Genomic DNA, 13,584 nt, shown 5'->3' on the forward strand with positions numbered 1-13,584 from the left:
AACACTCCTGTGTTTCAGGTTGCAGTGCCGGTTGTTGGCACTCACCTGATGCGAGTGCCAATGGCGGATGATCTAGGGCCGTGGCTCCGACCTGTCAACGGGCGGGTCCGAAAATATCCGACGCGGCTCTCGGTTGTCAGGACTTTACCCATTCCGCCGCCCGCACTGGCCTGTCACGGCGCGCTATGCAATCCTCGCCGCCGAAATGACCGACCGGAGTTGCCCATGCCCCGCCTTGCCGCCCTGCTGACCCTTGCCCTTCTGGCCGCGCCCCTGCCGGCGCTGGCGCAGGATTGCGTGGGTCGGAACCTGATCGCGGATATGCCTGCAGATACCCGTGCGCTGCTGAACCAGGCGGTGGCGGGCGTGCCCTATCATCGCGGTCTCCTGTGGCGGGCGACCAAGGGCCAACAGCGCATCACCATGGTCGGCACCTATCACTTCCAGGACCCGCGACACGCGGCGATGATGGAACGGATGGAACCCGATCTGGCCGATTCCGCGCTGCTGATGGTCGAGGCTGGCCCCGAAGAAGAAGCCCAGCTGTCGCAAGCGCTGACCCGCGATCCCTCGCTGACGGTGACGACCGACGGCCCGACCCTGCCCGAGCGGCTGACCCCCGAGGAATGGAAGGTGCTGTCCGAGGCGATGGCCGAGCGCGGCACGCCCGCCGTCATCACCGCCAAGCTGCGCCCTTGGTATGTGTCGATGATGCTGGGCATCTCGCCCTGCATGCTGAAGGGTATCGCCAAGGATGGCGAGGTGCAGGGGCTGGATCACCTGCTGGTGGCGCGGGCCGAGGCGCTGGACCTGCCGGTCCGCGCGCTCGAGCCTTGGGATACCGTCTTCACCCTCTTCGCCGATCTGACCCCGGACGAGGAAGAGGACATGATCCGCGCCACCCTGCCGGCGGCGGGCTATGCCGATGACTATGCCGTCACCATGACCGATGCCTATTTCGGCGCCGATGTCTGGACCATCTGGGAATTCGGCCGCTTCGATGCCTATGACAAGTCGGGCCTCAGCCGGGCCGAGGTCGATGCGCAGATGCGCCTTGCCAAAAGAAAGCTGATGGATGACCGCAATGCCAGCTGGATCGCGCCGCTGACCAAGGCGGCCGCCGAGGCGGCAGCGAAGGGCAAGGGCGTCGTCGCGGGCTTTGGCGCGTTGCATCTGCCGGGCGAGCAGGGGGTGCTGCGGCTTCTGGAAAAGGACGGCTGGACCGTCGAGCGGCTGGACGGATGAGCGGGGCGGTGAAGCCCCGGCTGCACGTGCTGCGCGCGACATGGCGGCGGCATACGCGCATCATCCTTGCCGCCGCGCTTGGTCTGCTCGCCGCGCTGATCGTGCCGCTGGATCTGGGCAGCCGGGCGCTGGTCGGGGCGGACCTGTTCTTCTTGACCTACCTGGTGATGACCTCGCGGGTGATCCGGCACCTGACGCCCGAGGACCTGCGCCGCCATCATGGCGAGGATACCGACGAGGGCGCGCGACTGATCCTGCTGCTGGCCTTTGCCGGCGTGGCGGTCAGCCTGCTGGCGGTGCTGGGCGCGCTCTTGGGCCATGGCGCGCAGGGCCCATGGCTGCCGGTGCTGGCGGTGGCCTCGGTGCCGCTTGGCTGGGCCACGCTGCACACGGTCATGGCCTTCCACTATGCCGGGCTCTACTACGCCACCAGCGGCGACGGGCGCGATGCTGGCGGCCTCGGCTTTGCCAGCCGCAAGGGGGATAGCGACACGGATCCCGGTGTCTGGGAGTTCCTTTATTTCAGCCTGACCCTTGGCATGTGCGGCCAGACATCGGACGTGACGGTCGAGACCAGCGACCTGCGCCGGATCGTGGCACTGCATTCGGTTCTGTCCTATTTCTACAACACGGTGATCCTCGCACTGGCGGTCAATGCCGCGCTGGCCATCGGCGGTGCGGGCGGCAGCTAGCACCCGACGGCTCAGTCCTGACGCGCATCCTCGGTCACCGGTCGCACCTTGCGACCGCCGGGGCGTGAGGGCATCTTCAGCCCGTGCTCGGGGTCCTCGTCGGCCCCCTCGTCATCGGCATCGATCGGCGCCGCCGAGGGGCCATGGGCGAACCGCTCCATCAGCGCGTTTTCCAGCACCTTGTTCAGATCCTGCGAGCGCTGAACGTAATCGGCATTCTGGTCCAGCGGCAGGTCGGGCTTCCAGACCTCGGCCAGTTCGCGCAAGTTGGCCCGGTCGAGCTTGTAGAAGATCTTCTCCAGCTCGGCCGCCTCATATTCCGACAGGCCTGCGTTTTCAAGCACATAGCGCCCGACCCTCAGGCTGGAGTCGAACAGTTCGCGGACGATGTGATCGGCCCCGGCGGCGTAGAGCTGGTAGACCACCACCCGGTCGCGCGCGCGGGCGATGATGACCAGATCGGGCCGCTTCTCGCGGGCATAGCGGACGAGCTTGATGTTCGAGGCCGGGTCGTCCAGCGCGGCCACAAGGATCTGCGCCTTCTCCAGCCCGGCGGCGGCGAGGATCTCGGGCCGGGTCGGATCGCCGAAATAGCCCTTGAAGCCAAAGCTGCGCATCAGTTGGATCAGCTTCAGGTCATGGTCCAGCACCGTGGTCTGGAAGCCGGACATGGTGACCAGCCGGTTCACCACCTGCCCGAAGCGCCCGACGCCCGCGATGATGATCGGCTGCTGCTCGTCGATCTCGTCGGGGTCGTGATGCTCCGCGCCGTCGCCAAGCCGCTTGGCCACCTGATCGTAAAGGATGAACAGCAATGGCGTCGCCAGCATCGACAGCGCGATGACCAGCAGGAAACCCTGCGCCATGCTGCGCGTCAGGATCGCCAGCGAGGCGGCATAGGAAATCAGGACAAAGCCGAATTCCCCGGCCTGCGCCAGCGACAGGGTGAACAGCGAGCGGTCGCGGTCGGCCATGCCGGCCTGCCGGGCGATCAGGTACAGCACCCCGGCCTTGGCGGCGATCAGCAGCGCCGTGGCCGAGAGGATTGGGACCGGAGTGGCGGCCAGCATGTCGAAATTCATCCCCGCGCCGACGGTGATGAAGAAGAGGCCCAGCAGCAGACCCTTGAAGGGTTCGATCTGGCTTTCCAGCTCGTGCCGGAATTCCGAACCGGCCAGCATCACCCCGGCGAGGAAGGTGCCGAGCGCCGGCGAGAGGCCGACGAGGATCATCATCGAGGCGATGCCCACCACGATCAGCAGGGCAAAGGCCGTGTCCATTTCGCGCAGGCGGGCAGAATGGACATAGCGGAAGACCGGCCGGATCAGATATTGCCCGATCACGATCACCCCGGCCACGGCGGCCAGTGTCGTCAGCGCCGCGGCCCAGCCCGGCAGGCTGGCCATGATCGCCTGCGCGACGAATTCCTCGCCCCCGGCTCCGCCATTCTCGGCCGGGTGGCTGGCGCTGCGCTGGAAGGCCAGCAGCGGCATCAGCGCCAGCATCGGGATGACGGCGATATCCTGCGTCAGCAGCACAGCAAAGGCCGAACGCCCGCCGCCGGTCTGCATCAGGCTTTTCTCGGACAGGGTCTGCAGCACGATCGCGGTCGAGCTGAGCGACAGGATCATGCCGAGGACCAGCGAGACCTGCCAGCTTTGCCCGGCCAGCATGGCGACGGCAAAGATCAGCGCGATGGTGCCAAGGATCTGCGCACCGCCAAGACCCATCAGCTTGCGCCGCATGTTCCACAGGTTGCGCGGTTCAAGCTCCAGCCCGATGAGGAACAGCATCATCACCACGCCGAATTCGGCGATATGCTGCAGTTCCGACATCTCGCTGCCGGCCAGCCCCAGAACCGGGCCGATCAGGATGCCGGCAATCAGGTAGCCCAGCACCGACCCCAGCCCCAACCGCGCCGAGAGCGGCACGGCAATGACCATTGTAACAAGAAAAATCGTTGAAAGTAGAAGGAAATTTTCCATTAACGACCGTCGAGCACCGCCAGATCGCTGCTGCGCCCGCCCTTGACATAGGTGACGCGGCTATTGCCGATCGCGGTGATCGTGCCGCCATTGATGCGGTCGCCAAGACGCAGGGTGATGACCCGGCCATTCGACAGCCTGACCAGCGCCCGGCTGCCCTTGCCGGCGCCGATCGTGCCGATGATCTGGGTGCGGTTGATGGTGATGCCGTCCTTGACCGTGGCATTGGCGGCGACCCCTGCGGCAGTGGTGCCGCGCGGGACATTGGTGGCGACCTCGGGCTCGTTCTCGGCCTCGGGCGGGGTATAGGCCTGGTTCCTTTGCGCGGCGGCGCGGGCCTCGGCCTCGGCCTGCGCGCGGGCGCGGGCTTCGGCGGCGGCACGGGCCTGCGCCTCGGCCCGGGCATCGGCTGCCGCGCGGTCGCGGGCGCGTGCCTCGGCCTGGGCCTGCAACTGGGCATCCTCGCGGCGCTGCGCCTCGATCGCGGCGGCCTCATTGGCGCTTGGTTGCTGCGGCGTCGGGATCGGCGCGGCGGCGACCGCCGTTGCGGCGGCGGCGGCAGGCGCGACCAGCGCCACCACCCCGCGATTGCCGCTACGGCGCGGCGGCAGCGGCGACGAGGAAAGGGCGGTTAGCGCCCTGGCGCCGGGGGCGAGAGGACCCGAGGCGACGGCGGCGGCGATGGCCTTGTCGACCGCCGCGCCCGAGACACTGCTGCCACCCGCGCGGGCCGACAGCGAACCGGGCCGATGCGAAGGACGGGCCGAACGCGAAAGACCGCCGGTCGCTTTGGGCGAGCCGGCGGTGCGCTGCGGTTCAGATTGTGGCTTCTGCGCCGGTGGCGGCGATTCCCCCATCGCCGCCGCCACCGCATTGTTCACCGCCTTTTGCGTGCCGGCGCGCACATCGACCGGGCGCCGCACGGGCCGGGCATCTGCCAGCCGGATCACCGCATCACGCTCGGCCTTGCTCAGGCTGTCATTGCCGGCCTGCGCGGTGCGCAGGTTCTTCAGGATATCCTCGTAGTACCGGATTTCGTCGGGGGTCAGCGCCGCCTGCCGGGGTTTCTCGGCGTCGCGCGGCAGAAGGTTCATCGATTGCCGATCGGGGCGCGAGCGCGGTCGGGTCGAGCGCTGCAAGGCGTCGGTCGGGCGCTGCGCCGCAGGTGCCGGGGCGGCTGCCGGCTGCGCGACGGGTTCGCTCCTGGTGCGTCGGGTCGAGGACGGACGCGAGGGCGGACGGATCGCCGTCACCCGCGACGGCGCGGCTTGCGTGCGCTCGGCAAAGGGTCGGGGATTGGCGGGGACCACCGGGGTTGCGTCGTTCGCTTCCGGCGCGGCGGAACGGCGCGGCGGCGCGGCGGGCCGGGTCGAGCGGGTCAGGGCCAACGTGCGCAAGGGTGCGGGCTGGGTCGCACGCGGGGCCGGAGCAGCGGCTTTGGGCACCGCAGCTTTCCGGGCCGCAGCCTTGGGGGCAGGGGCCGCAGCCACCGGCGCCGGGCCGGACGTGTGCGTGGGCGTGTGCGTAGCTGCCGGGACCTGGGCCACGGGGGCTTCGGCAACGGCCTCGGCCTCGGCCTCGGGTTCCGCTGCGGGTTCAGCCTGCGCCTCGGTCAATGCGGCCCGCACGGCGCTTTCGCGCGCGGCCAGCGCCTCGTCAGTGGCAGCTTCCGTCTCGGGAGCGGCAGCGGCCTCGTTCACCGGCGCCGGGGATTCGACGGGCAGCACGGCGGCGGTGGCCGGCTCTGCCTCGGCGACCGGAGCGGTCACGGGGTCGGTTGCCGCGAGTTCCGCATCCGTCGGCACATCCGGTTCCTCGGCCATCTCGGCCTCGTCCACCGGCTCGGTCGTATCCTCGACCAGCGCCTCGTCCGAGACCGGCGCTGCGGCGGGTTCCGCGACTTCTGTGGCCGGGGCGGACGCGGCGATCTGATCGGCTGCGGGCGTCTCGGTCTTGCCGCCGAAGAACAGCAGCACCACGACCAGCGCCAGCATCAGCAGGCCCATCATCACCGTAAACGTGCTGGGCGCGCGGCTGTTCATCGCACGCGCCGCGCCGATCAGCGAAGCCATCGCGCCGGACGTGGCCGGCTCGGTCTCCTCGACCGCACGCCGGCTGCGGGCCTCGGCGGCGCGGCTGTGGAAGGCCTGCGCCCGGGGCGGCATGGTCTTGCCGGGGGTGGCCGGTTCGACCTGCGGGGCAAGGTGACGGATCACCTGGGCGTCAGTCTCGGCGGCCTCGGCTTCGAGCGTCTCAACCGGGGTCTCGGCGGGCAGCGCCGGACCAACCCGCAGGTTCCGGGGCGCGGGGCTGGCCGTTGCACCGCGTTCCGCCGCCACCGAAAACTCCGACATGATCGGACGCTTGGGCTTCGGAGCTGCGGTCACGGCCGGCTCGGCGGGATAGGCATGGGCGATCACCCGCGAGACGACCGGATCGGCCGAGGCCACCTTCGCCGGCGTCTCTGCCATGCCGGCAATGCTGGCCGAGGTGACGCCGGCGCGGCGCAGATCGGGTTCGGTGACAGTGCTGCGGCGGGTCAGGTCGCGGACTGTGGCCGAGGGGCCGAAATCGGGCTGGCCGGGAAAGCGGTCGTCACCCGGGCGGGCGATGAAGCCGGTCGGGCGGAACCCCTGGCTCAGCGCGAATTGCTCGGCCTCTTCCAGCGTGCGGCGGGCGACGGCGGCGATGCGCAGGCTGTCGGCCTGGTCCTCGCCTGCGGGCGCAAAGGCAAAGGCCAGATCGGCAACTTCATAGGGGGTCAGCCCCTCCAGCGCGCGGGCCACTGCCAGCGCCGGTTCCGGACCGGGCGGGACGGTCAACGTGGTGTAGAGGATCTGGTCATCGGGAATGACCAGCAGCGTATCGGGGCCGCCGGCCTGATCGGCCTCGGTCCCGTCCCGCTCGCGCAGGCTGCCCAGTTGCTGACTCAGATCGCCACGGGTGAAGCGCACGGACCCCAGCCGTCGCCAGCCCTCGGGGTCGCGCTTTTCCAGCACGACCTCCTCGTGGGTAAAGCTCATTGCGAATGCAGCGGTAAAATGCTTGGTCATGACGGTCTGCTAAGCCTCGGCGCGCGGGTTTGTCCCGATCTGGTGTTGTCTTCATGATTTACCTCAATTCCTTGTGTGGGGAAAGGGAAACTGGCGAAGCTGTGAACGCAAATCGATGAACAAATCCCTAAGATCGGCGTTCAGCGGGGCAGGCATCCCCCAACAGGAGTTACCAAATGAAATCACGAGACACCGCCGCCACCACGAGGCCCGTTCCGACCCGCAAGGCGCGCGGGCGGGGGATTCTGGCCGGGCTGCTGGCAGGCGCGGCGCTGATGGCTGCCGCCCCCGCGATGGCGGCGCCCGGCGACAAACCCGGCATGGGCGGGCATCAAGCCTGCCACGGCAAGGGCATGGGTCCTCACGGCGCCCGCATCTCTGTCACCGGCGAGGGCCAGGCACTGGGCCAGCCCGACATGGCGACGATCAATCTGGGCGTCACCACCCAGGCCGAGACGGCAGCGGCGGCGATGGCCGCGAATTCCGAGCAGCAGACGGCGGTGATCGCGGCGCTGACCGGATCGGGCGTCGAAGAACGCGACATCCAGACCTCGGGTCTGAACCTGACGCCGATGATGGACTATTCGCGCGAGGGCCAGCCGCCGCGCGTCACAGGCTACCAGGCGCAGAACATGGTGACGGTGCGGGTGCGCGACCTCGAGGGTCTGGGCGGCACGCTGGACGGGCTGGTCACGGCGGGCGCGAACGAGATCAACGGCATCACCTTCGGCCGCGACAATTCCGACGAGATGCAGGACGAGGCGCGCCGCGACGCGGTGGCCGATGCCCAGCACCGCGCCGAGGTGATCGCCGAGGCTGCCGGCCTGACGCTTGGCCCGGTTCTGACCATGCGCGATGTCGTCTATACGCAGGGCGGGCCCGAGCCGATGATGATGCGGCAGGCGATGGATGCCGGGGCCGCCAAGGCGGTGCCGGTGCAGGGTGGTGAGCTGACCATGATGGCGCAGGTCGAGATGCAGTTCGCGCTGCGCGACGAGGCGGCGATGGCAGAATGCGCCGCGATGGGTCCCGGGCAGGGCGAGCATGATGCCGCGCCCGAGGCTGGACCCGGGGCCGAACCCGAGCCCGAGGGCGAGATGCCCGAGGGCGAAGCACCGGAGGCCGAGGCACCCGACGCGGAGGCGGCGCCCTCGAACTGAGGTCAGGCCGAAGCTGTCACACAGCCGTTCGAAACACGGCAATCGAAAAGGCCCGGGGAAACGCTCCCCGGGCCTCGTCATCTGGGCAGCACTCTCAGGCCGTCGCCTTGGCCAGCGCCTGGTCCAGATCGGCGATCAGATCGCCCACATCCTCCAGTCCGATCGACAGCCGCACCACTTCGGGGCCTGCACCGGCGGCGCGCTGCTGATCCTCGTTCAACTGCCGGTGCGTGGTCGAGGCGGAATGGATCACCAGCGAGCGGGCATCGCCCAGGTTCGCCACATGGCTGAAGAGTTGCAGCGCATCGACCAGCTTGACCGCCGCCGCATAGCCGCCCTTGATCTCGAAGGTGAAGATCGCACCCGCGCCCATGGGATAGACGCGCTTCGCCGTCGCGTTCCAGGGCGAGGAGGCGAGGCCCGCATAGGTGACAAGGTTCACCCGCGGGTCTTTCTCCAGCCATTCGGCGACCTTCTGGGCGTTCTCGACATGGCGCGGCATGCGCAGGCCAAGGGTCTCGATCCCCATCAGCGTGTAATGCGCGCCCTGCGGGTTCATGGTCATGCCCAGATCGCGCAGCCCGATGGCGATGCCGTGGAAGGTGAAGGCGAGGTTGCCGAAGGTCTCGTGGAATTTCAGCCCGTGATAGGCGGGTTCCGGGGCCGAGAGGCTGGGGAACTTGTCGCTGGCCGACCAGTCGAAATTGCCGCTGTCCACCACCACGCCGCCGGTCACGGTCCCATTGCCGGTCATGTATTTGGTCAGGCTGTGGACAACCAGCGTCGCGCCCATCTCGAGCGGCTTGCAGAGATAGGGGGTGGCCAGGGTGTTGTCGACGATCAGCGGGATGCCGGCCTCGTTCGCGATGCCCGCGACGGCGGGGATGTCGGTGACATAGCCGCCCGGGTTGCTGATCGATTCACAGAAGATCGCGCGGGTGTCACCGTCGATGGCGGCGCGGACGGCCACGAGATCGTCGAGATCGACGAATTTCGCCGACCAGCCGAAGCGGCGGATGGTCTGGCTGAACTGGGTGACGGTGCCCCCGTAAAGCCGGGTCGAGGCGATGATGTTCAGCCCCGGTCCCATCAGCGGGAACAGCGCCATGATCTGCGCCGCGTGACCCGAGGAACAGCAGACCGCGCCGGCCCCGCCCTCCAGCGCCGCGATGCGGTTCTGCAGCGCGCTGACCGTCGGGTTGGTCAGCCGCGAATAGATATAGCCGACCTCTTGCAGGTTAAACAGTTTTGCCGCGTGATCGGCGTCGCGGAAGGCATAGGCGGTGGTCTGATAGATCGGCACCTGCCGCGCGCCGGTGGCGGGGTCGGCTGCGGTGCCGGCATGGATGGCGGTCGTGTCGAAGCCCTGGGTCATCTGGCTGATCCTCCTGTGGTCGCGGACAACCTAGAGGCCGAGACCCGCCCCCCGCAACGGGAAAACGGGGGGCAAGCGGCGGGACCAGATCAGTGCCTCTGGTCGCTTGCCGGCTGGCCGTGGTCCAGCACCGTGCCGGCTTCGGGCGCGGGTTCGTGGATCGGGCAGCGCCACAGCACCGCCACGACCGCGATCAGCGCAAAGCCCCAGGTCGGCAGGTCAAGGAAGGCCCCGACGACCGAGACCCCGGCCATGACCGGCAGCGCAAGGCTGCGGATGCCGTGGTGAAAATGCCGGTCGCGCGCCACCCAGAGCGCCAGCATGAACACCGCGAGCGGCAGGCCCAGCCACATCGCCAGCTCTGCCGGTGTCGCCTTGCTGTGATCGCTGGCCAGATCCAGCTCGGCCGCGACCCCGGCGCCCAGCACCGCGACCGAGCCGAAGATGAAGACATGGGAATAGCCCCAGATGAAGGCGGTCTTGGTATCGGCGCGGGGCAAGTGATCCTCTTCGGTGAAATAGAGCCAGAAGATCGCCAGCACCATCACCGCCCCGCCAAGCGCGACCACGCCCGGCCACATCAGGCCATCTTCGCCATACATCATGCTGAAGCCGACGCTGATCGCCAGCATGATCTCGCCCATCGAGATGATGGTCAGCAGGCCGTAGCGTTCGATGATGTGGTGGCGGTGAAAGGGCGTGGCGCCGGCGCGTTCGGCAAAAACGGGCACCGAGAACTCGATCAGGAAGACCAGACCGGCCCCGATGAAGAAGGCAGTCGAGCCGGGCGCGCAGAGCAGATAGACGAGGATCCAGCCGACCTGCGCGATCAGGATGCCGGCGGCAAAGCGGCGGCAGGTGGCGCGATAGGCGGGATTGCTGCTGGCCCTGAGCCACAGAAGCGCCATGGCGACCCGCATGATGCACCAGCCAAGCACGCCCCACTGCATGTCCAGCGTCTCGAAGATATGTCCGGCCCCGCCGGCGAAGATCAGCGCCCCGATCATGATGGTCATGGTCAAGAGCCGATAGAGAGGGCCGTCATTGTCGAAGGCGCTGGCGAACCAGGTGAAGTTCATCCACGACCACCAGATCGAGATGAAGAGGAAGAGGAAGCGCGGCAGCACCTCGATGCCATGGCCCCCGCTGATGCCGTGATGCAGCGCCGCCGTGACCGAGGCGATGGCGATGACGAAGACCAGATCGAAGAACAGTTCCAGCTGGGTGGCCGCGCGATGGTGCTGCGCGGGATTGCGGGCGGGAAGGGCGGGGAGGTGAACCATGAGAAGCCTCGTCGGGGATTGCCGTCCCAGATAGGAGGAGATTTCGCGGAAAACTCAAGCCTTCAGATGCGACGACCTGCCGCAGGCCCTGCTGCTGTCACGGCCAGAGGGTCATGGTCATAGATCCAGTCGAACCGCCCGGCCAGCCGCTCGGGCGAAAGGCGCGAGATCACCCGCAGCCCGGCATGGGCGACCAGCCGCTTTGGCCCGGTCAGGTGATAGGCGCGGGCATTTGCGCTGGCCAGCGCCACGACCTTCGTCGCCCGTTCGGCCCGGAGCGACTGGTATCGGGCCAGCGCGGCGGTCTGGTCTGGGTCAGCATCGAGACAGGCGGCCAGCACCGCCGCATCCTCGATCGCAAGCGCCGCGCCCTGGGCCATGAAGGGCAGGGTCGGATGGGCGGCATCGCCAAGGATGACGCGGCTGCCATCCTGCCAGCGCCGCGCGACCTCGTGGCGGAAAAGGCCCCAGATGCCGGTCTCGCTGACCCGAGCCAGCCAGTCGGGCACCGGCCCGCCGAAAGCCGCGAAGGCAGCGCGCAGATGGGCCGGGTCGTCGGCCTGCGACCAGCCCTCGGCCTGCCAGTCCGGGCGCTCGACCACGGCGACGATGTTGCGAAGTCCGCCAGCCAGCGGATAGCTGACCAGATGCCGTTTCGGCCCGAGGAACAGGTCGGCCCAGCCCGTGCCATCGGCGGGCGGTTCGGGGTCGCGGATCAACGCGCGCCACGCGGTCTGGCCGGTGAAGAAGGGCGCCTCGGTGCCGTTCAGCACCTGCCGCACCCGGCTGTTGATCCCATCCGCGCCGATGACCAGCGGCTCGCGCGGCAGGGCGTCGATCATGTGGCCAAGCCGCAGGGTCACGCCTTCGGCCTCGGCTGCGGCACCCAGCACCTCGACCAGCCTGGCGCGGTGAATCATGCGGAAGCGGGCAGCGGGGCGTCGCGCGGCAAGGTCGAGCCGGGCGATGGGTCGGCCTGCCGCATCCCACATCCGGACCCCGCGCCCGTTGACCGACACCGCATCCAGCGCCGGGCCGAGCCCCAGCGCCTCGAGCACCCGGCCCGCATTCGGAGAGATCTGCAGGCCTGCACCGACCTCGGTCAGCTCGGGCGCGCGTTCAAGCACATGCACCTCGGCCCTGCGCCGGGCCAGCGCCAGCGCGGCGGTCAATCCGCCAATGCCCGCGCCGATGAGGGTGGCCGGGCGGTCTTTCAGATTGTTGCCGCGTCGCGCAGACAGGACGGCTGGACTCGGACCCTCGGTGCTTTCCGACATGATCCTTGTCCTTTCGCCGTCCTTGTGCCGGGGCGTCGATCCCGCAGGTCGCCGCCCCGTCAGCAGTCCGGATCAGTCGTCCCGGTGAACGCGCTCGCGCCGCTCGTGCTTTTCCTGCGCTTCCAGCGTCATCGTGGCGATGGGGCGCGCGTCCAGCCGCTTGAGGCTGATCGGCTCGCCAGTCACCTCGCAATAGCCGTAATCCCCGGTTTCGATCCGGCGCAGCGCCGAGTCGATCTTGGAGACCAGCTTGCGCTGGCGATCGCGGGTGCGCAGTTCCAGCGCCCGGTCAGTTTCCTCGCTGGCGCGGTCGGCAATATCCGGCACGCTGCGGCCACTGTCCTGAAGTCCTTCGAGCGTTTCGGCGGATTGCTCGAGCAGTTCCTGCTTCCATGCCTGCAATTTGCGACGAAAATACTCTAACTGACGGTCATTCATAAAAGGTTCGTCCTCGGCGGGACGGTAATCCTGAGGCAGGAAGGTTTGAGCTTTCATATTTCCTCCGGCTCGGCCGGGACGTTGGGGGGTCCGGGTCCTCGAGCGGACCCATAAAGGAAGGAATCCCCCTTGTCGATATAAGTTAGGGTTAACGTCTGCGCCAATCTTGCGGGCGGCGGGACAGCGTCCTAGGTTGCCGCCGAGTTGGAGCAGGTTCAGGAGTCCTTACATGCAATTCACCGGCACCCGGGACTATGTCGCACCCCCCGAACTGGCCATCGCCGTCAATGCCGCCGTGACGCTGGAGCGACCCCTGCTGGTCAAGGGCGAGCCGGGGACCGGCAAGACCGAGCTGGCGCGGCAGATGGCCGCCGGGCTGGGCCTGCCGATCATCGAATGGAACGTGAAATCAACGACCAAGGCGCAGCAGGGTCTGTATGAATACGACGCGGTCAGCCGGCTGCGCGACAGCCAGCTGGGCGATGAACGCGTGCATGATGTCGGCAATTACATCCGCAAGGGCAAGCTGTGGCAGGCCTTCGATGCGCCGGGCAAGGTCGTCCTGCTGATCGACGAGATCGACAAGGCGGATATCGAGTTCCCGAACGACCTGCTGCAGGAACTCGACCGCATGGAATTTCACGTTTACGAGACCGGCGAGACCATCCGCGCAAGACACCGGCCGGTGGTGGTGATTACTTCGAACAATGAAAAGGAACTGCCCGACGCCTTCCTGCGCCGCTGCTTCTTTCATTACATCCGCTTTCCCGATGCCGAGACGTTGAAGCAGATCGTCAGCGTTCAATACCCCGGGTTGAAACCGCGCCTTCTGGATACCGCGCTGACCCAGTTCTTCGAGCTGCGCGAGGTGCCCGGGCTGAAGAAGAAGCCCTCGACCAGCGAGTTTCTGGACTGGCTGAAACTGATCCTGGCCGAGGATCTGGCCCCCGAGGATCTGCAGCGCGCGCCCGACCAGATCCTGCCGCGCCTGCATGGTGCGCTGCTCAAAAACGAGCAGGACGTGGCGCTGTTCGAGAAGCTGGCCTTCATGGCCCGGCGGCAGGGGCGGTAAGGTT

General features: G+C 68.0%; 10 protein-coding genes. 4 read left to right on the forward strand and 6 right to left on the reverse strand.

Annotated elements, in window-relative coordinates:
• Positions 1–225 precede the first annotated feature (225 nt).
• Positions 226–1,245 (forward strand): TraB/GumN family protein, encoded by a 1,020-nt coding sequence (locus Q1A36_RS07360; protein WP_299841523.1) that lies wholly within the window; start codon positions 226–228, stop codon positions 1,243–1,245.
• Entirely contained in the window at positions 1,242–1,937 is a 696-nt protein-coding gene (locus tag Q1A36_RS07365; protein ID WP_299841525.1) for a DUF1345 domain-containing protein, read from the forward strand. The genes Q1A36_RS07360 and Q1A36_RS07365 overlap by 4 nt, the downstream gene beginning before the upstream one ends.
• A gap of 11 nt (positions 1,938–1,948) precedes the next feature.
• On the opposite strand, the gene Q1A36_RS07370 is transcribed toward Q1A36_RS07365, so the two are convergent.
• Together Q1A36_RS07370 and Q1A36_RS07375 are read right to left on the reverse strand one after the other, a co-directional pair.
• Positions 1,949–3,922, reverse strand: coding sequence for a monovalent cation:proton antiporter-2 (CPA2) family protein (locus Q1A36_RS07370; RefSeq protein WP_299841527.1), 1,974 nt, complete (start codon positions 3,920–3,922; stop codon positions 1,949–1,951).
• The gene (locus tag Q1A36_RS07375) at positions 3,922–6,945 is read right to left on the reverse strand and encodes a hypothetical protein (RefSeq protein WP_299841529.1); all 3,024 of its coding nucleotides are present in this window, start codon (positions 6,943–6,945) and stop codon (positions 3,922–3,924) included. The genes Q1A36_RS07370 and Q1A36_RS07375 overlap by 1 nt, the downstream gene beginning before the upstream one ends.
• A gap of 206 nt (positions 6,946–7,151) precedes the next feature.
• Here Q1A36_RS07375 and Q1A36_RS07380 point away from each other — a divergent pair, with 206 nt between their 5' ends.
• A complete protein-coding gene (locus tag Q1A36_RS07380) occupies positions 7,152–8,135 on the forward strand; it encodes an SIMPL domain-containing protein (RefSeq protein ID WP_299841531.1) in 984 nt (327 codons plus the stop codon).
• Positions 8,136–8,229: 94 nt separating this feature from the next.
• On the opposite strand, the gene Q1A36_RS07385 is transcribed toward Q1A36_RS07380, so the two are convergent.
• The 4 genes from Q1A36_RS07385 to dksA all read right to left on the reverse strand — a co-directional run bounded on the left by Q1A36_RS07385 (position 8,230) and on the right by dksA (position 12,565).
• Positions 8,230–9,510 (reverse strand): O-acetylhomoserine aminocarboxypropyltransferase/cysteine synthase family protein, encoded by a 1,281-nt coding sequence (locus Q1A36_RS07385; protein ID WP_299841533.1) that lies wholly within the window; start codon positions 9,508–9,510, stop codon positions 8,230–8,232.
• Positions 9,511–9,599: 89 nt separating this feature from the next.
• Positions 9,600–10,793: a low temperature requirement protein A gene (locus tag Q1A36_RS07390; RefSeq protein WP_299841535.1), complete on the reverse strand. Its 1,194-nt coding sequence runs from the start codon at positions 10,791–10,793 to the stop codon at positions 9,600–9,602.
• 62 nt (positions 10,794–10,855) lie between these two features.
• Entirely contained in the window at positions 10,856–12,070 is a 1,215-nt protein-coding gene (locus Q1A36_RS07395; protein ID WP_299841537.1) for an FAD-dependent monooxygenase, read from the reverse strand.
• A gap of 72 nt (positions 12,071–12,142) precedes the next feature.
• Positions 12,143–12,565 (reverse strand): RNA polymerase-binding protein DksA, encoded by a 423-nt coding sequence (gene dksA / locus Q1A36_RS07400; protein ID WP_101751814.1) that lies wholly within the window; start codon positions 12,563–12,565, stop codon positions 12,143–12,145.
• Between the two features lie 172 nt (positions 12,566–12,737).
• Here dksA and Q1A36_RS07405 point away from each other — a divergent pair, with 172 nt between their 5' ends.
• Positions 12,738–13,580, forward strand: coding sequence for a MoxR family ATPase (locus Q1A36_RS07405; RefSeq protein WP_299841540.1), 843 nt, complete (start codon positions 12,738–12,740; stop codon positions 13,578–13,580).
• The last annotated feature ends 4 nt before the right edge of the window (positions 13,581–13,584 follow it).

Origin of the sequence: uncultured Paracoccus sp. (assembly GCF_947487305.1) — a bacterium.
GTDB lineage: Bacteria > Pseudomonadota > Alphaproteobacteria > Rhodobacterales > Rhodobacteraceae > Paracoccus.

Coding starts and splice junctions, on each gene's coding strand:
- Q1A36_RS07360 (WP_299841523.1), top strand. CDS start 226: ATGCCCCGCCTTGCCGCCCTGCTGACCCTTGCCCTTCTGGCCGCGCCC.
- Q1A36_RS07365 (WP_299841525.1), top strand. CDS start 1,242: ATGAGCGGGGCGGTGAAGCCCCGGCTGCACGTGCTGCGCGCGACATGG.
- Q1A36_RS07370 (WP_299841527.1), bottom strand. CDS start 3,922: ATGGAAAATTTCCTTCTACTTTCAACGATTTTTCTTGTTACAATGGTC.
- Q1A36_RS07375 (WP_299841529.1), bottom strand. CDS start 6,945: ATGAGCTTTACCCACGAGGAGGTCGTGCTGGAAAAGCGCGACCCCGAG.
- Q1A36_RS07380 (WP_299841531.1), top strand. CDS start 7,152: ATGAAATCACGAGACACCGCCGCCACCACGAGGCCCGTTCCGACCCGC.
- Q1A36_RS07385 (WP_299841533.1), bottom strand. CDS start 9,510: ATGACCCAGGGCTTCGACACGACCGCCATCCATGCCGGCACCGCAGCC.
- Q1A36_RS07390 (WP_299841535.1), bottom strand. CDS start 10,793: ATGGTTCACCTCCCCGCCCTTCCCGCCCGCAATCCCGCGCAGCACCAT.
- Q1A36_RS07395 (WP_299841537.1), bottom strand. CDS start 12,070: ATGTCGGAAAGCACCGAGGGTCCGAGTCCAGCCGTCCTGTCTGCGCGA.
- dksA (WP_101751814.1), bottom strand. CDS start 12,565: ATGAAAGCTCAAACCTTCCTGCCTCAGGATTACCGTCCCGCCGAGGAC.
- Q1A36_RS07405 (WP_299841540.1), top strand. CDS start 12,738: ATGCAATTCACCGGCACCCGGGACTATGTCGCACCCCCCGAACTGGCC.